General features: G+C 69.1%; 13 protein-coding genes. 10 read left to right on the forward strand and 3 right to left on the reverse strand.

Going from position 1 to position 17,703, the window contains the following annotated elements; translation table 11 throughout:
* Positions 1 to 111: 111 nt before the first annotated feature.
* The gene (locus AC07NI_RS04410; RefSeq protein ID WP_494616467.1) at positions 112 to 2,631 is read right to left on the reverse strand and encodes an ABC transporter permease; all 2,520 of its coding nucleotides are present in this window, start codon (positions 2,629 to 2,631) and stop codon (positions 112 to 114) included.
* A complete protein-coding gene (locus tag AC07NI_RS04415; protein WP_494616468.1) occupies positions 2,628 to 3,305 on the reverse strand; it encodes an ABC transporter ATP-binding protein in 678 nt (225 codons plus the stop codon). The genes AC07NI_RS04410 and AC07NI_RS04415 overlap by 4 nt, the downstream gene beginning before the upstream one ends.
* Positions 3,306 to 3,362: 57 nt before the next feature.
* Between AC07NI_RS04415 and AC07NI_RS04420 the strand changes: the two genes are divergently transcribed.
* Positions 3,363 to 4,001, forward strand: a complete 639-nt coding sequence (locus AC07NI_RS04420; protein WP_494616469.1) for an arylesterase — start codon at positions 3,363 to 3,365, stop codon at positions 3,999 to 4,001.
* Between the two features lie 75 nt (positions 4,002 to 4,076).
* Positions 4,077 to 5,081: a LacI family DNA-binding transcriptional regulator gene (locus AC07NI_RS04425; protein WP_494616470.1), complete on the forward strand. Its 1,005-nt coding sequence runs from the start codon at positions 4,077 to 4,079 to the stop codon at positions 5,079 to 5,081.
* Here the strand turns inward: AC07NI_RS04425 and AC07NI_RS04430 are convergent.
* Positions 5,078 to 6,061 (reverse strand): YeiH family protein, encoded by a 984-nt coding sequence (locus AC07NI_RS04430; RefSeq protein ID WP_494616471.1) that lies wholly within the window; start codon positions 6,059 to 6,061, stop codon positions 5,078 to 5,080. The two genes, AC07NI_RS04425 and AC07NI_RS04430, sit on opposite strands and share 4 nt — an antisense overlap.
* Before the next feature lie 235 nt (positions 6,062 to 6,296).
* Here AC07NI_RS04430 and AC07NI_RS04435 point away from each other — a divergent pair, with 235 nt between their 5' ends.
* The 8 genes from AC07NI_RS04435 to glpK all read left to right on the forward strand — a co-directional run bounded on the left by AC07NI_RS04435 (position 6,297) and on the right by glpK (position 17,658).
* A complete protein-coding gene (locus AC07NI_RS04435) occupies positions 6,297 to 7,214 on the forward strand; it encodes an aldo/keto reductase (protein WP_494616472.1) in 918 nt (305 codons plus the stop codon).
* On the forward strand, positions 7,211 to 8,278 hold the full coding sequence (locus AC07NI_RS04440; RefSeq protein WP_494616473.1) for an LLM class flavin-dependent oxidoreductase: 1,068 nt from the start codon (positions 7,211 to 7,213) through the stop codon (positions 8,276 to 8,278). Before AC07NI_RS04435 ends, AC07NI_RS04440 begins: the two co-directional genes overlap by 4 nt.
* Before the next feature lie 14 nt (positions 8,279 to 8,292).
* Positions 8,293 to 8,883, forward strand: coding sequence for an NADPH-dependent FMN reductase (locus AC07NI_RS04445; RefSeq protein WP_494616474.1), 591 nt, complete (start codon positions 8,293 to 8,295; stop codon positions 8,881 to 8,883).
* 89 nt (positions 8,884 to 8,972) lie between these two features.
* Positions 8,973 to 11,306: a TonB-dependent receptor gene (locus AC07NI_RS04450; RefSeq protein WP_494616475.1), complete on the forward strand. Its 2,334-nt coding sequence runs from the start codon at positions 8,973 to 8,975 to the stop codon at positions 11,304 to 11,306.
* A 97-nt stretch (positions 11,307 to 11,403) separates the two neighbouring features.
* Positions 11,404 to 13,413 (forward strand): alpha-glucosidase, encoded by a 2,010-nt coding sequence (locus tag AC07NI_RS04455; protein ID WP_494616476.1) that lies wholly within the window; start codon positions 11,404 to 11,406, stop codon positions 13,411 to 13,413.
* Positions 13,413 to 14,651, forward strand: coding sequence for an MFS transporter (locus tag AC07NI_RS04460; protein ID WP_494616477.1), 1,239 nt, complete (start codon positions 13,413 to 13,415; stop codon positions 14,649 to 14,651). The genes AC07NI_RS04455 and AC07NI_RS04460 overlap by 1 nt, the downstream gene beginning before the upstream one ends.
* An 18-nt stretch (positions 14,652 to 14,669) precedes the next feature.
* Complete coding sequence (glpD, locus tag AC07NI_RS04465) at positions 14,670 to 16,172, forward strand: glycerol-3-phosphate dehydrogenase (protein WP_494616478.1); 1,503 nt, start codon at positions 14,670 to 14,672, stop codon at positions 16,170 to 16,172.
* Between the two features lies 1 nt (position 16,173).
* Positions 16,174 to 17,658, forward strand: coding sequence for a glycerol kinase GlpK (gene glpK / locus AC07NI_RS04470; protein ID WP_494616479.1), 1,485 nt, complete (start codon positions 16,174 to 16,176; stop codon positions 17,656 to 17,658).
* Positions 17,659 to 17,703 lie beyond the last annotated feature (45 nt).

Raw genomic sequence — 17,703 nt, forward strand, 5'->3', positions numbered from 1 at the left:
GTCATTCCCAGGGGGCCGCTTCTTGATCATCACGGTAGAGGGGGCGGCCGACGGGGTCTAAACCAAAGGCGCTATCGATCTATGCGGGAATTGGTTTGATCCGTCCCGCGCCTAATCGCCTCTCAGCACCGGCGCGGGACGTTGCGACAGCGCCAGGCTGGCGGCGATCAGCCCGCCCAAGGTCGCCAGGCCCGTCGCGCCGGCCAGCAACACCAGCACCCCGCTCCAGTCGACGCTCCAGCTGGCCTCGAACACCTTGACCACCACCGGCCAGGCGGCGGCGAAGCCGAACGCCACGCCGGCCGCGCCCGCGATCAGGCCGACCGCGCCGTATTCGATGACGTAGGCGATCAGGATCTGGCTCCGCGTGGCGCCCAGCACCTTCAAGGTCGCGGCTTCACGGGCCCGCGCTCGCGCCCCGGCGGCGATGGCTCCGGCCAGCACCAGCAGGCCCGCCAGGCCCGCGACAGCCGCCGCGCCGCGCACGGCCAGCGCCAGGCGATCGAACAGGGCCGCCGCGGCGTCCAGCTGCTCGCGCACGCTGATAACGTTGACGCCCGGGAACACCTCGCCGAGCTTGCGGGTCAGGGCCGCTTCCTGCGCGCGGTTCAGGCGGGCGATGGCGACGCTGCGCAGTTCCGCGCCCTCCAGCGTGACGGGGTTGAAGATCAGGTTGAAGCTGGGGCCGAAACCGCCGAAGTCGATCTTCCGCAGCACGGCGACCTTGGCCTCGATCTCTCGGCCCAGCACCAGGACGGTGATGGTGTCGCCGACCTTGAGGTCCGCCGCCTGGGCGATCTCGGCGCTGAGGGCCACCTTGGGCGGACCGGCGTCGTTGGCGGGCCACCAGTGGCCGGAGACCACGCCGGCGGCCCTCGGCTCCTTGGCCAGCAGCGACAGGCTCAGATCGTTGTCGAACGCCCAGCGCTCGGAGCTCTTGATGGTCTTCACATCGACCGGCTTGCCCTTCAGGGCGATGATCCGACCGGTGGCGAATGGCATGCGCAGATAGGCGTCCTCACGCAACGGGCCGATGACGCCGGCCACGGTCTCGTCGAAGGCGGCGGCGCGGTCGCCGGAGATTTCAGTGAAGACCATGGCCGGGGCGGTGCGCGGAGCGACGTCGCTGACCTGGGCCAGCAGCGCCGACTGGATCAGCACCACGCAGGCCAGCAGCGCGACGCCGAGGCCGATGGCCGGGCTGGCGGTCCGGGCCGCCGAGCCCGGACCGGCCAGGTTGGCGAGACCCAGCTTGGCGGGACCCCGTGTCAGGCCGCGCAGGCGTCCGGCCAGCCACGCAGCTGAGCGGCCCAACGCGGTGAGCAGGCCGAAGGCGACCGCGACGCCGGCGATCATGATCGCGGCGGCCAGCGGGGTCGGGGCGGTGGCGACGGCCAGGGCGGCCAGGCCAAGACCGGCGACGACCGCGCCGATCGTTTCCAGGCCCAGCGGCAGGCGGGCCTTGGGCGCGCGGCGGAACAGGGCCGAGGGCGGGGTAACCCGAGCCCTCGCCAGCGGGACCAGCGAGAACGCCGCGGCCGCCAGCACCCCGAACAGCCCGGCCTTGGCCAGCGGCAGGGGATAGACCTTGAACAGCGCCGGGATCGGCAGGCTGGAGCCGGCCATCTGGCCGAGGATCAAGGGCGCGACGGCCCCGATCGCAAGGCCGATGGCGATGCCTAGCAAGGCCAGCACGCCGATCTGGATCAGGTGCAGGTCTCGAATTAGGCCGCTCTCGGCGCCCAGGGCCTTTAGCACGGCGATGGCTGGCTCCCGGGTCGACAGATAGGCCGAGACCGCGCCGGCGACGCCGAGGCCGCCGGCCACCAGCGAGGCCAGGCCGATGAAGCCGAGAAAGTATTCCAGCTGGTCGATCAGCCGCCGCGCGCCGGGGGCGGCGTCCAGGCGGTCGCGGACCCGCAGGTGGGCGTCCGGCAGCGCCGCCTGCACGGCCTTGCCGATGGCGCGCGGGTCCTCGCTGGGCTTCAGCGCCACGCGGACGGTGCGGCTGGTCAGGCCACTGGGCGCGAGCAGGCCGGACTTCTCCAGCACCTCGCGACGGACCAGCACGCGCGGGGCCATCGAGAAGCCGCGCGACAGGCCGTCAGGCTCGCTGACCAGGCGGGCGCGCACGACCAGGGTCATGGGTCCGGCCTCGAACTTGTCGCCGATCTTCAGGTGCAGGCGGTCCAGCAGCGCCGGCTCGACCGCTGCGCCAGGCAAGCCGGCGCGGTCGGCGAGGGCGGCACCAAGATTCGGCGCGCCCTCCAGGGTCACTGCGCCCGCCAGCGGGAAGCGTCCGTCGACACCGCGCAGGCTGACCAGGCGGCGCTCGCCGCTGGGTGCCTGGGCCATCGCCCGCGCCACGGCGGCGTATGTGGTGACGCCCAGCTTGTCGAAGGCCGCGCGCTCGTTGTCGGTGAAGTCGCGGTTCTCGACCGAGAACGACAGGTCGCCGCCCAGGATCTCGCGCGCCTGGCTGGCCAGGCCGTGGCGGAAGGCCTCGGCGGTCGAGCCGGCGGCGGCGATGGCCGCCACGCCCAGCGCCAGGCACGCCAGGAAGATACGGAAGCCGCGCACGCCGGAGCGCAGCTCGTGACCGGCGAGACGGAAAGCAAGAGGCAGGCTCACGAGGCGATGCGCCCGTCGGCCATCCGGACGATGCGGTCGGCGCGGGTGGCCAGACTCGGATCGTGGGTGACCATGACCAGGGCGGCCCCGACCTCGGCGACGAGGTTGAACATCAGGTCGGCGACCGAGGTCGCGGTCGCGCCATCGAGGTTGCCGGTCGGCTCGTCGGCGAACAGCAGGGCGGGGCGCGCGGCCAGGGCGCGGGCCAGGGCCACGCGCTGCTGCTCGCCGCCCGACAGCTGATGCGGATAGTGGGTCAGGCGGCCGGACAGGCCCACCCGGCCCAGCCAGTCGCGCGCGGTGGGCAGGGCGTCGCGCGTCCCGGCGATCTCCAGCGGAGTGGCGACGTTCTCCTCGGCGGTCATGTTGGGCAGCAGGTGGAAGGACTGGAACACCAGCGCCGCCCGACCACGGCGCAGGCGGGCGCGGCCGTCTTCGTTCAGCTTGGACAGGTCCTGGCCGAACAGGCGCACCGTGCCGGCGGTGGGTTCCTCCAGCCCGGCCCCGACCGCGATCAGCGATGACTTGCCCGAACCCGACGGCCCGACCACGGCCACGCGCTCGCCGGCGCTCACCGTCAGGTCGACGCCGCGCAGGATGTTCACGGGGCCGGCGGAGGAGGGCAGGGTCAGGGCGACGGCGTCTAGAACGAGAGGCGAGGCGTCGTCGGTCATGGTGTTTCCTGCGAGGCCGGTCCTTGTTCGGCCGGCAGCCTGACTACATAGGAAGGCATGAGCCTGACCGCACAGCGTTTTCCCGACCGTCGCCGAATTTTACTCGGCCTTGGGCTTTTGCCCCTCGCGGCGGCCGCGCCGAAGCCGCAGATCGTCACGGTTCTGGGCGACTCGATCACGGCGGGCCTGGGCCTTCCGGCGCGCGACGCAATGCCGGCGCAGCTGCAGGCGGCGTTGGGCAAGCTGGGCGCCTCGGCTGTCGTCCGGGCAGCCGGCGTGTCGGGTGACACCACCGGCGGCGGCCTGGCGCGGGTCGGGTTCAGCGTCGCGGCGGACACCAAGGTCTGCGTGGTGGCGCTGGGCGGCAACGACCTGCTGCAAGGCATCGAGCCCGCCCAGACGAAGGCCAATCTGCGCGGCATCCTCCAGAAGCTGAAGACGCGCGGCATCCGCGTGGTGCTGGTCGGCGTCGGCGCGCCGGCGAGCATCGGGGCGTCCTACGCTCGCGAATTCAACGCGGTCTATCCCAGCCTGGCGAAGGAGTTCGGCGTGCCGCTGTACGCGAACATCCTGGCGGGCGTGGGCGGCAACTCGGCCCTGCTGCAGCGGGACGGCATCCATCCCAACGCGGTCGGCGCCAAGAAGATCGGTGAGGCTCTAGCCCCGGTCGTCGCCAAGGCCCTCAAGACCCGGTAACGCTCCCGTCCCATTGAAGGCGGCGACCGCAATGGGTAGCAATGAAGCTCATACGTCGATGGGAGGCGAATCGCGGTGCGCGCGACGATCAAGGACGTTTCGGCTCGCGCCGGCGTTTCGACCAAGACCGTTTCGCGCGTCCTCAATCGCGAGAAGTACGTCTCCGACGAGGTGCGCGTGCGCGTCGAGGAGGCGATCGAGGCGCTCAGCTTCCAGCCCAGCGCCGCGGCGCGGATGCTGGCGGGCAAGCGCAGCCACCAGATCGCGCTGATCTACGACAACCACAGTCCCCACTACATCCACCAGATCCAGACCGGCATCTGGGAACGCTGTATCGAGGAGGGCGTGCGTCTGCTGGCCCAGCCCAGCGACGCGGCATCGTCCACCCTGGCGGCGGAGATCGGCGGGCTGATCGACCAGACCCAGGTCGACGGGGTGATCCTGTCCTCGCCGGTCACCGACAACGTGGCGGCGCTGGAAGAGCTGGACCGCCGGGGCGTGCCCTATGTGCGGATTTCGCCCGGCACTGACCACGGCCGCAGCCCGTCGGTGTCGATGGACGACGTCCAGGCCGCCGACGACATGACCAGCCACCTGATCTCGCTGGGCCACAAGCGGATCGGCTTCATCATCGGCCACGTCAACCACACGGCCAGCGACCTGCGCCTCTACGGCTATCGCCGGGCGCTGGACCGCGCGGGCTTGCCGTATGAGCCGCGCTATGTGCGCCAGGGCTTCTTCGACTTCGCCTCGGGCGAGGCGGCGGCCGACGCCATGCTGGACCTGCCGATCCCGCCGACCGCGATCTTCGCCAGCAATGACGACATGGCCGCCGGCGTGCTGACCGTGGCCCACCGGCGCGGCATCGCTCTGCCGGGCGAGCTGTCGGTGGCCGGTTTCGACGACACCGCCCTGGCCAGCCAGCTATGGCCGCCGCTGACCACCGTCCGTCAACCGACCCGCCAGTTAGCCCACGCCGCCGCCAGCCTGCTGTTCGAAGGCGTCGAAGGTCCGGTCAACCGCCGCCTGGCCCACGAGCTGGTGCTGCGAGGCTCCACGGCCCCGCCGAGCAAGCCTTAGCCGTGGATCACGAAGGCCGCCGCAGCGACGCTGAGGCCCAGGGCTAGCGCCGTCGCCGCCAGGATCGCCAGCAGCGGCCGCCAGCCAGTCTGTGTGAGCGACTGCATGTTCGAGCGCACACCGGTGGCCGTGACAGCACAAGCGAGCAGGGCGGTGGCCCCCTTGCCGGCGGCATCGGCGGCGACGTGGGGGATCAGGCCGAACGAGTTGATCGCCGCCACGCCAAAGAAGCCGATCACGAACCAGGGCAGGACGGGCGTGGAGATTTTGGCGTCCGGATCCTTGGGAAGGAACAGGGCGACGACCGCCAGGGCCGGGGCCAGCAGGGCCACGCGGGTCAGTTTGACGATGGCGGCGGTCTCGCCGGCGGGTTGCGAGAAGCTGTAGCCGGCCCCCAGGGCCTGGGCGACGTCGTGGATCGAGGCGCCCAGCATGAAGCCGGCCTGCAGGTCATTGAAATGCAGATGGTGGGCGATGGCCGGGTAGAGGGCCATGGCCACCGCGCTGCAGGCCGAGATGCCGACCAGCACCAGGGTCAGCTGAGCCTGCTGGATCCGCTTGTCGCCCAGCAGGCTGGCGAAGGCCATGGCCGCCGAGGCGCCGCAGATGGCCACCGCTCCGCCGCACAGGGCCCCGAAGGCCGGCGAGAAGCCCATGCGTCGCGCGGCGAGCACGCCGCAGCCCAGGGTCAGGGCGACGATGACGACGATCGAGACCAGGGCCTGTGGGCCGAGCTGAGCGATCTGTCCGAAGGTGACGCGGGCGGCGACCAGCACGATGCCCCAGCGCAGCAGGGTGCGCGAGGCGATGGTCAGCCCGGGCTCCAGCCGCGAATCGACGCTGAGGAAGTTCATCGACAGGCCGAACAGCAGGCACATCAGGGTCAGCGGCGCGCCGTAGTGGTCCGACACATAGGCCGCGGCCAGGGTCGCCAGGCCAGCGACCGCCAATCCCGGCGCGTAAGACGTGATCCGAACCATCATTCTCCCCGAAACCTAGCTGATTAGCCGCTTTAGCGCCTGCGGTCTTGCTCTGACACCGTTATCATATTCGTGGACGTGGGCAAGTTGGTCGTGATTTCGAAAATGCACCGATATATGAAGATAATTGCTTTTATTTCAGCGTGTTGATTGAAGTTCAACGTCGAACACTCGTCGTCTTACGCGCGGAGGTCACTGAAAAATCACCGTTGTCACCCGTTCAAACGTGCGTAATATGACAACGATGACATACCTCGACACGCCCCCGCCGACGCGCCGTCTCCACGCCGATGGTCCCGAGATTTCCTCGGTCGCCTGGGGCATGTGGCGTTTCAGGGGAACCGACATCGGCGCGGCCCAGGCCCTGGTCGAGGCCGCGCTGGACGCCGGCGTCACCCTGTTCGACACGGCCGACATCTACGGCCCCGACAACGGCGAGGCGTTCGGCGCGTCCGAGGCTCTGCTGGGCAAGGTGCTGGCCGCCGCGCCGGGCCTGGCCCAACGCATGGTGATCGCCACCAAGGGCGGGATCATCCCGGGCGTGCCCTACGACTCCAACCCGGCCTATCTGGAAAGCGCCATCGACGCCTCGCTGAAGCGCCTGGGCGTGGATCACGTGGCGCTGTGGCAGGTCCACCGTCCCGACATGCTGACCCATCCGGCCGTCGTGGCTCGGGCGCTGGAAGTCGCTCACAAGGCCGGCAAGATCGGCGCGGTCGGCGTCTCCAACTACACGCCGGCGCAGGTCGAGGCCCTGGCCGCGCACCTGTCGCTGCCGATCGTCTCCTGCCAGCCGGAGTTCTCGCCCCTGGCCTATGGTCCGCTGTTCGACGGCGTTCTGGATCAGGCCATGGGTCGCGACATGGCCGTGCTGGCCTGGTCGCCGCTGGGCGGCGGTCGGATCGCCGACCCGCGGGACGAGCGGGGCAGGGCGGTGGCCGCCATCCTCGACGAGGTCGCGCAGACGGCGGGTGTCTCGCGCACCGCGGCGGCCTACAGCTGGATCATGGCGCATCCGGCGCGGCCGCTCCCCATCGTGGGCTCGCAAACCGTGGCCCGCATCGCTGAAATACCGGACGCCTACAAGCCGCGCTGGACCCGCGCGGATTGGTACCGTGTCCTCGTCGCCTCCATGGGAGCTAACTTGCCATGACCCAACGTCCGCCTTGCGAGATCAGCTGGTTCTCCGCGCTCTGCGATGACGATTACGAGTTCCTCGGTGTTCCCGATCCCAAGCTGAAGTCCAGCTGGGAGCACTGCCGTGACATCGTCCTGCAGGCCGAGAGCGGTGGCTTCGACAACATCCTGCTGCCGTCGGGTTACGAGCTGGGCGTCGACACCACCGCCTTCGCCGCCGGCATGGCGCCGCTGCTGAAGCGCATGCGTCTGCTGATGGCCGTGCGGATCGGCGAGATGTGGCCGCCGCAGCTGGCCCGCCAGATCGCCACCATCGACCGGATGCTGGGCGGCCGCCTGACCGTCAACATCATCTCCTCGGACATGCCGGGCGAGAAGCTGGCCTCGGCCCCGCGCTACGCCCGCACCGTCGAGGCGATGAGCATCCTCAAGACCATGCTGAACGGCGAGAGCCTGGACCACCAGGGCGAGTTCTGGAACCTGAAGCTGGACCCGCCGCGCATCACCACGGTCTCGGGCAAGGCGCCGCTGCTCTATTTCGGCGGCCTGTCGGAAGACGCCCGCGAGGCCGCCGCCAAGGGCTGCGACGTCTTCCTGATGTGGCCGGACCGCAAGGAAGTGATCGCCGAGATCATGGCCGACATGACCGCCCGCGCCGCCAAGTACGGCCGCACGCTGCGCTACGGTTACCGCGCCCACGTCGTGGTCCGCGACAGCGAGGCCGAGGCCCGCACCGCCGCCGACCGCCTGCTGAGCAAGCTGGACGCCGAGCAAGGCGCGGCCATCCGCGCCAAGTCGCTGGACTCGGCTTCGGCCGGCGTGGCGGCCCAGGCGGCCCTGCGCGAGAGCGCCAAGGACGACGGCTATGCCGAGGCCAACCTGTGGACCGGCGTCGGCCGGGCCCGCTCGGGCTGCGGCGCGGCGATCGTCGGCGACCCGGACCAGGTGCTGGCCAAGCTGAACGACTACCGCGACATGGGCATCGAGGCCTTCATCCTGTCGGGCTATCCGCACGCGGCCGAGGCGGACCTGTTCGCCCGCCACGTGCTGCCGCACATCGACCACGGGCCTCTGGTCTAGGGCGAGGGGAGAGCATGCCGTCCTCGTCTCAAGCTAGCGGTCGGCCGTTCGTCGTCGGTCTGGGCGGCGTGGCCGGAACCAGCTCGTCCACCGAGCGGGCCCTGGCCATCGCGCTGAAGGCGGTCGAGGCACGCGGCGTCGAGACCCGCATGTTCGGCGGCGACTTCCTGGGCGACCTGCCGATGTACCTGCCCAAGGCCGCCTCGCGCACGCCGCAGGAGCTGGACTTCGTCGAGGCCGTGCGCCGGGCCGACGGTCTGGTCATCGCCTCGCCGGGCTATCACGGCAGCATCTCCGGTGCGATCAAGAACGCCCTCGATCTGCTGGAGGAGACCGCCCGCGACGGGCGTGTCTATCTCAGCGGCATACCGGTCGGCCTGATTGTCACGGCCTATGGCTGGCAGGCGACGGGCAGCACCATCGCCACCCTGCGCTCCATCGTCCACGCCCTGCGCGGTTGGCCCACGCCGATGGCGGCGGCGATCAACAGCCAGGTCTCGCGCTTCGGCGAGGACGGCGCGTGCGACGACGCTTCGGCGGTCACCCAACTGACCATGGTCGGCGACCAGGTGGCCGACTTCCTGCGCCTGAAGCTGTCTGCATGAGGGACCAGTTTTTCTAGGAAGACCAACGCCTCTTCGAGAGGCACACAACACCCACCAAAAAGGTGGGAATTAAAGAGGGAGGGTATCCAATGAACACGCGTAACCATCGCGCCGCGATGATGAGCGGCGCCGCCATGGCGCTGACGCTCGGCCTGCTGCCGGCGACTTCGGCCTGGGCGCAATCCACGTCCGATGCGCCGGTGATCGAGGAGGTGATCGTCACCGCCCAGAAGCGGTCCGAGAACGTCCAGAAGGTTCCGATCGCCATCAGCGTCGTCAGCGGCCAGGCCATGGAGCGGGCCAACGTCAATTCGCCCGAGCAGCTGATCCAGATGGCGCCGGCCCTGACCTTCCGGAAGGGCAACACCAACAAGGACTCCGCCCTGACCGTCCGCGGCGTCGGCACCGTCTCGTTCGCCTCGGGCGTCGAGCCGTCGGTGTCGATGGTGGTGGACGGCGTCGTCTACGCCCGCAGCGGCCAGGCCACAGCCGACTTCCTGGACCTGGAGCGGGTCGAGATCCTGCGCGGTCCGCAAGGCACGCTGTTCGGCAAGAACGCCTCGGCCGGCGTCATCAGCCTGATCACCCGCGCGCCCGGCCAGGAGAAGTCCGGCTACATCGACGCGGCATACTATCAGGGCAACGAATATCGCCTGCGCGGCGCCGTTTCGGGGCCGCTGTCGGACACTCTGGCCGGCTCGCTGGCCGGGTTCTTCAGCCACTATGACGGCAACGGCAAGAACGTCTTCAACGGCGAGGACGTCAACGGCTACGAGCACAACGGCCTGCGTGGCCGCCTGCGCTGGAAGCCCACCGACGACCTGACCGTCGACCTGATCGCCGACTATTCGCACAATGTCGACAGCGGCTATGCCGACAGCATCGGCACGGTGTTCTCCAGCCCGTTCAACGACAACGTCTTCCTGCCGTCGCTGAAGCCGCTGACGCCGAACGACCGCAACAAGGACATCGACAACGACCAGTCACCGTTCACCAAGGACATCAACAGCGGCTTCTCGGCCCAGGTGAACTGGTCGGTCGGCGAGTACACCCTGACCTCGATCACCGCCTATCGGAACTGGAAGAACGCCCAGGGCCGCGATGGCGACTTCCGCTCCGACGCGCCCAGCTATGTGGCGACCGGGGCGCTCGCGGCCGACATCCGCACCCAGGACTATGGCCGCCTGAACTTCGACGAATTCACCCAGGAACTGCGCATCGCGTCGCCGCTGGGCCACTTCTTCGAATATGTGGCGGGCCTCTATTACTACCACACCTGGGAGAGCAACTACTTCATCCGCACGGTCACCTCGTGCACCGCCTCGACCCTAGCCCCGGTGACCCTGGGCAGCCTGGGGACGGCGACGCCCTGTTCGCCGAGCGCCTCGACCTACACCGCCAATTCCGGCATCGGCGAATTCCAGACCACGCTCGAGAACTACGCCGCCTTCGGCCAGGGCACGCTAAACTTCAGCGATCGCTTCCGCGGCATCTTCGGCGCGCGCTGGACGCATGACAGCATCGACTTCGTGCACCGCCGTCTGCGCACCTCGGGCGCGGCCGCGCTGAGCGGCGTGAACCCGACCTTCTCGGGCACGGGCGGCACCGACGCCAGCGGCTGGTCGGGCAAGGTCGGCGCGCAGTACGACTTCACGCCGGTGATCATGGCCTATGGCAGCTACACCCGGGGCTACAAGGGCCCGGCGATGAACGTGTTCTTCAACATGCAGGCCACGGACAACTTCGGCATCGCGCCCGAAACCTCGAATGCGTACGAGGTCGGCCTGAAGTCGCGTCTGCTGGACGGCCGTCTGGTGCTGAACCTTTCGGCCTTCAACACGAAATACAACAACTTCCAGGCCACCAACCTGGACTTGATCGGCACCACGGTGGTCTCGCGCCTGACCAACGCCGGCACGATCAAGACCCAGGGCGTCGAAGCCGACTTCGTGTTCGAGCCGATCAAGAACCTGCGGTTCACCGGCGGTTACGCCTATATCGACGCCAAGATCGACCAGTTCAAATGCCCGGCGACGGGGGCCTGTCCGGCCCTGGCGATCAACGGCAAGCCGCTGCCGCTGTCGTCGAAGCACAAGCTGTCGGTCAACACGAGCTGGCTGGTGCCGCTGGAAGGCCAGAAGTTCGACTTGGATTTCAATGTCGGCGCGCAATACCAGAGCAAGATGGGCTTCGACATCAACCAGAACCCGTACGCCATCCAGAAGGGCTACGGCACGGTCGATGCCAGCGTCGCGTTCGTCAGCAAGGACGAGAAGGTTCGTCTGGCCCTGATCGCCAAGAACCTCACCGACCAGCACTTCGTGATCAACCGCATCCCGAACGGCACCTCGTTCATGCGCCAGATCACGCCGCGTGACGCCGAGCGCTATTTCGGCGCCAGCCTCCGGTACAACTTCAACTGATGTTCCCTCCTGCGGGCCCGGCTTCCTCACTCCGGCCGGGTCCGCTCTTTCTTTTTCGACGGACGAGCCGCGACGCGCGCTCGGGGCGGAGGCCAAGGTGCTCGAGTACATTTCCCTGACCGACGGCTTCGCCCTGCGCGCGGCGGGCCGCGAGATCCTGCGCCACACGCAAGCCGAGCCGTGCCTGTTCGTCGGCCTCGGCGAGGCCGACGTGAAGATGGCCCGCGGCAACTTCGCCATCTCCGACTATGTCAGCGAGCGGGTGGGCCTGCGGGCCGCCAAGGCCGAGGTGTTGGCCGACCGTGTCCGCATCGGTTTCGCGATCGAGGCCGGCTCTGCCGAGCGCCTGGTCCTGGAAGTTTTCCCGAACGGGCACGTGACCCTGGTCGCCGGCGCGACCCCGATCAACCGCCTGTGGCTGCGCCTGGTGGGCGAGGCCGGTGAGAACGTCTGGGGCGCGGGCGAGCAGCTATCCTATTTCGACCTGCGCGGCCGCCGCTTCCCGCTATGGACCTCCGAGCCCGGTGTTGGCCGCGACAAGTCCAGCCAGATCACCTGGATGGCCGATCAGGTCGGGGCCGGCGGCGACTATTTCCACACCAACTATCCGCAGCCGACCTTCATCTCCTCGCGCCGTTATGCCGTGCACGTCGAGACCACGGCCTATGCGGTGTTCGACTTCCGCCATGAGGCCTTCCACGAGATTGAGGTCTGGGAGGTCCCCGAGCGGATCGAGATCTCCACCGCCGACAGCTTTGTCGACCTGGTCGGCGCGCTGTCCACGCGCTTTGGCCGCCAGCCGCCGCTGCCCGACTGGGTGCTGAACGGCGCGATCATCGGCCTCAAGCAGGGCGACGAGAGCTTCCAACGCCTGGAGGCCTACGAGAAGGCCGACGTGGCGATCTCGGGCCTGTGGTGCGAGGACTGGGTGGGCCTGCGCATCACCTCGTTCGGCAAGCGCCTCTTCTGGAACTGGAAGTGGAACGAGACGCGCTATCCGGGCCTGGACCACAAGATCGGCGAGCTGGCCCAGCGCGACATCCGCTTCCTGGGCTATGTGAACCCTTACCTCTGCGTCGACGGCGACCTCTATCCGGTGGCCAAGGACGCCGGCTATCTGGCTCTGCGCCTAGACGCAGACGAGCCCTACATCGTCGACTTCGGCGAGTTCGACTGCGGCGTGGTCGATTTCACCAATCCGGCAGCGGCCGCGTGGTTCTCCGAGGCCGTGATCGGCCAGCAGATGCTCGACTTCGGCCTGTCGGGCTGGATGGCGGATTTCGGCGAGTACCTGCCCACCGACGTGCGCCTGGCCAATGGCGTGGACGGCATGCTGATGCACAACGCCTGGCCGACCCTCTGGGCCAAGGTCAATGCCGACGCCGTCGCCAGCCGGGGCAAGACCGACGACACCGTGTTCTTCATGCGCGCCGGCTATACGGGCGTGCAGCGCTATTGCCCGCTGCTGTGGGCCGGCGACCAGTCGGTGGACTTCTCGCGCCATGACGGCATCGGCACGGTGATCGTCGCGGCCCTATCCTCAGGGCTCTTGGGCAACGCCTATCACCACAGCGACATCGGCGGTTACACCAGCCTTTTCGGCAATGTCCGCACCGCCGAGCTCTTGATGCGCTGGAGCGAGATGGCCGCCTTCACCGCCGTCATGCGCTCGCACGAGGGCAACCGCCCCGACCAGAACCTGCAGCTGGACCAGGACCCCGAGGTGCTGGCCCACTTCGCCCGGATGACCCGGATCTATCGCCACCTGGCGCCCTATATCCGCAGCCTGCGTGACGAGGCCGGCGGTCTTGGCCTGCCGTTGCAGCGTCCGCTGTTCCTGCACCACGAGGACGATCCGGCGACCTATGCCGAGCAGACCCAGTACCTGTTCGGCCGAGACCTGCTGATCGCGCCGGTGATCGAGGAGGGCAAGAAGGCGCGCGCGGTCTACCTGCCGACGGGCGCCGACTGGGTCCACGCCTGGTCGGGCCAGATCTTCGCCGGCGGCCAGACCATCGACACCCCCGCGCCGCTGGGCAAGCCGCCCGTCTACTACCGAGGCGACGCGGCGGACGCGGCGCTGTTCCGCGATCTCAGGACGCTCTGATGACCTTCAAGCTCGATCGCCGCTTCCTGCTGGGCCTGCTGATCGTCGCCAGCATCCTCAACTATGCCGACCGGCAGATCATCGCGATCCTCAAGCCGATGTTGCAGGAGGACCTGCACTGGACCGACGCCGACTACGGCCATCTGGCCGCGACGTTCCAGCTGTCGGCGGCCATCGCCTTCCTGTTCACCGGCTGGTTCACCGACCGGGTGGGGCTGAAGGTCGCCAACCCCCTGGCTGTCGGCTCCTGGAGCCTGGCCGCCATGGCCCACGGCCTGGCCCACACGGTGGCGCAGTTCACCTTCGCCCGGGCGGCGCTGGGCGCGACCGAGGCGTTGGGTACGCCGACGGGAATCAAGACCATCGCCACGGTCTTCGACGCCAAGTCGCGGTCTTTTGCGCTAGGTCTGCTGAACGCCGCCGGCAATCTGGGGGCGGTAGTCACGCCGCTGTTCGTGCCGTTCCTGGCTGGAGCGGTCGGCTGGCGCAACACCTTCGCCATCGTCGGCGGCGCGGGCCTTGTCTGGGTCGCCGTCTGGTTCCTGAGCGGCGCCGGCAACTCCGACGCCTTCAAGCCGCGTCCAGCCGAAACCTCCGAAACCGCGGTCGCACCGCCCGTCGAGAAGGTCCGCTGGATCGATGTTTTCCGCGACCGCGCCACCTGGGCGGTGATGGGCGCCAAGGCTCTGTTCGACCAGGTCTGGTGGTTCTTGCTGTTCTGGACGCCGGACCTGTTCCACCGGATCTTTGGCCTCAGCATGAAGGAATTCGCCGTTCCGCTGGCCTGCATCTACCTGATCGCCGCCAGCGGCTCGCTGATCACCGGCGCGGTGGTCAACCGCCTGCTGGCGCGGGGCTGGAGCGTCAACCGGGCCCGCAAGACGGTGATGCTGGTCTGCGCGCTGCTGGTCGTGCCGGTGCCGCTGGTGCTGCACGCGCCCAACCCGTGGGTCGCCACCCTGCTGCTGGGCCTGACCCTGGCTGCGCACCAAGGCTTCTCGGTCAATGTCTTCGGCATCATCACCGACGTCGTCCCGACCCAGCGCGTGGGCACGGTCACCAGCCTGGGCGCCCTGGCCGGCAACCTGTCGGGCATGGCGGTGCTGCAATTGGCTGGCGTGCTTTTGACCAACGGCGTCGGCTACCTGCCGCTGTTCCTGATGGCCTCTTGCGCCTATCTGCTGGCCCTGGCCTGGATCCACCTGTGGCTGCCGACGTTGCGGCTGGCCAACCTCTAAGCTGAGAGTACCGAAGACGTGTCCGCCATCAGTCCCGACGCCCCCTTCGACCTCCTGATCATTGGAGGCGGCGTCAATGGCTGCGGCATCGCCCGCGACGCCGCCGGGCGTGGCGCGCGGGTGGCGCTGATCGAGCAGGGGGACCTGGCCGGGGCCACGTCCTCGGCCTCGACCAAGCTGATCCACGGCGGCCTGCGCTATCTGGAGCACTACGAGTTCAAGCTGGTGCGCGAGGCGCTGGAGGAGCGCGAACGGCTATGGGCGATCGCGCCCCACCTGATCCAGCCGCTGCGGTTCATCCTGCCGCATCACCGTTCGCTGCGGCCGCGTTGGATGCTGCGGATCGGCCTGTTCCTCTATGACTACATCGGCGGCCGCAAGCGCCTGCCGGCGACCAAGAGCCTGGACTTCGCCACCGACCCGGCCGGCAAGGCCTTGGACCCGCAGTTCAAGCGCGGCTTCGAATATTCCGACTGCCAGGTCGATGACGCCCGCCTGGTGGCGCTGAACGCCCTGGACGCCGCCGAGCGCGGCGCGACGATCCTGACCCGCACCCGCGTGATCTCGGCCCGCCGCGATGGGGACCTGTGGCATGTGCAGACGGTCGATGGAGCAGGGCAGGTGCTGGACTTCACGGCCCGCTCGCTGGTCAACGCCGCCGGTCCTTGGGCGGATGGCGTGGCCGGCCTGACTGCCACCCACGCCCATGTCCGACTGCGCCTGGTGCGCGGCACCCATATCGTCGTCAACCGCAAGCTCGACCCGCGCGCCTTCATCTTCCAGAACGGCGACGGACGGATCGTCTTCGCCATCCCGTATCAGGACGACTTCACCCTGATCGGCACCACCGACATGGACCACACCGCCGGCCCGGCCGAGGTCAAGGCCACCGACGGCGAGGTCGAGTACCTGCTCGAAGCCATCGGCGAGTACCTGGCCCAGCCGATCACCCGCGACGAGATTGTCTGGCGCTATGCCGGCGTGCGGGCCCTGCTGGACGACGGCGCCGACAGCGCCCAGGAGGCCACGCGCGACTACGTGCTGTCGCTGGACGCCGAGCATGGCGCCGCGCCGGTCATTCACGTGTTCGGCGGCAAGATCACCACCTACCGCCACCTGTCCGAAGCGGCGATCGAGAAGCTCTCCCATCACATCGACTGGGCGCGGCAGCCGCGCTGGACGGCGACCAAGCCGCTGCCGGGCGGCGACCTGGGCAAGGGCGGTCTGGAGGCCTGCATCGCCGACGTCGCTGCGGCTTATCCCTTCCTGATGCCGGAAACCGCACGCCGGCTGGCCCGAGCCTATGGCTCGCGGGCGAAGGTCGTGCTGGGCGACGCCAAGAGCCTTGAAGGCCTCGGCCAAGACTTCGGCGCGGGGCTCTACGAGCGCGAAGTCCGCTACCTGATGGACGTCGAATGGGCGCGCACCGCCGACGACGTCGTCTGGCGGCGCAGCAAGCTGGGCCTGCATCTCGACGCGGCCCAATTCACGGCGCTGGACGCCTTCATGGCCGGACGCTGAGATGGACAAGCACTTCCTCGTCCTGGACCAGGGCACGACCTCGTCGCGGGCGATCGTCTTTGACGCCGACCTGCGGATCGTCGCCGTCGCCCAGCGCGAGTTCCCGCAGCACTTTCCCGCACCCGGCTGGGTCGAGCATGATCCAGAGGACCTCTGGACCAGCAGCCTGACCGTCTGCCAGGAGGCCATCGCCCAGGCCGGCCTTGCCACCGCCGACATCGCCGCCATGGGCCTGACCAACCAGCGCGAGACGGTGGTGGTCTGGGACCGCGCCACCGGCAAGCCGATCCATAACGCCATCGTCTGGCAGGACCGCCGCACGGCCGACTTCTGCGAGCGCCTGCGCACCGGCGGCCACGAGCCCGAGATCGCCGCCCGCACCGGCCTGCTGATCGACCCCTATTTCTCAGGCAGCAAGATCGCCTGGATCCTGGACAACATCCCCGGCGCACGCGAAGCAGCGCGGGCGGGAAAGCTGGCCTGCGGCACGGTCGACAGCTTCCTGCTGTGGCGGCTGACCCTGGGCGCGACCCACGCCACCGACGCCACCAACGCCTCGCGCACCCAGCTCTACAACATCCACGACGGCGACTGGGACCAGACCCTGCTGGCGCTGTTCGACGTGCCGCGCGGGATGTTGCCCCACATCCGCGACAGCTCTGGCGACTTCGGCGCGACCTCGCTGGAATGGTTCGACGGCGCGATCCCGATCCGGGGCCTGGCCGGCGACCAGCAGGCGGCCCTGATCGGCCAGGCGTGCCTGTCGCCCGGCATGGCCAAGGCCACCTACGGCACCGGCTGCTTCCTGTTGCTCAATACCGGCGACACACCCGTGGTCTCCAAGCGCCGTCTGCTGACCACGGTCGCCTACCAGCTCGACGGCCAGCGGACCTACGCGCTGGAGGGCTCGATCTTCGTGGCCGGGGCGGCGTTGCAATGGCTGCGCGACGGCCTGCGGGTGCTGCCCGACGCGGCCCAGGCCGACGTGATGGCTGGCCGCGCCGCCAACGACGGCGTGTTGATGGTGCCGGCCTTTGTGGGCCTGGGCGCGCCCGACTGGCGACCGGAGGCGCGCGGCGCGATCTTCGGCCTGACCCGCGCCACCGGACCCGACGACCTAGTCCGCGCGGCGCTGGAGAGCGTCTGCCACCAGACCCGCGACCTGCTGGACGCCATGGCGGCCGACCTGGGCGAAGGCCACGAGCTGGACCGCCTGCGCGTCGACGGTGGCATGAGCGCCTCGGACTGGATGCTGCAGGCGCTTGCGGACCTGCTGGATGCGCCCGTCGATCGCCCGCAGACCCGCGAGGCAACGGCGCTAGGCGCGGCTTGGCTGGCTCGACGTGCGGTGATGCCGGAGGCCGACGACGGCGCCTTCTGGCGCCTGGACCGAAGCTTCGAACCTACCGGCGACGCCGCCACGCGCCTGGCCTCGGCTTCGCGCTGGCGGAAGGCAGTCGAGGCCGTGGTGTCGATGGCGGGCTAGGAAAAGACCGACGTCGCCGCGCACGAGGCGCAGCGACGTCGAGAT

Source organism: Caulobacter sp. GW821-FHT10E02 (genome assembly GCF_059415225.1).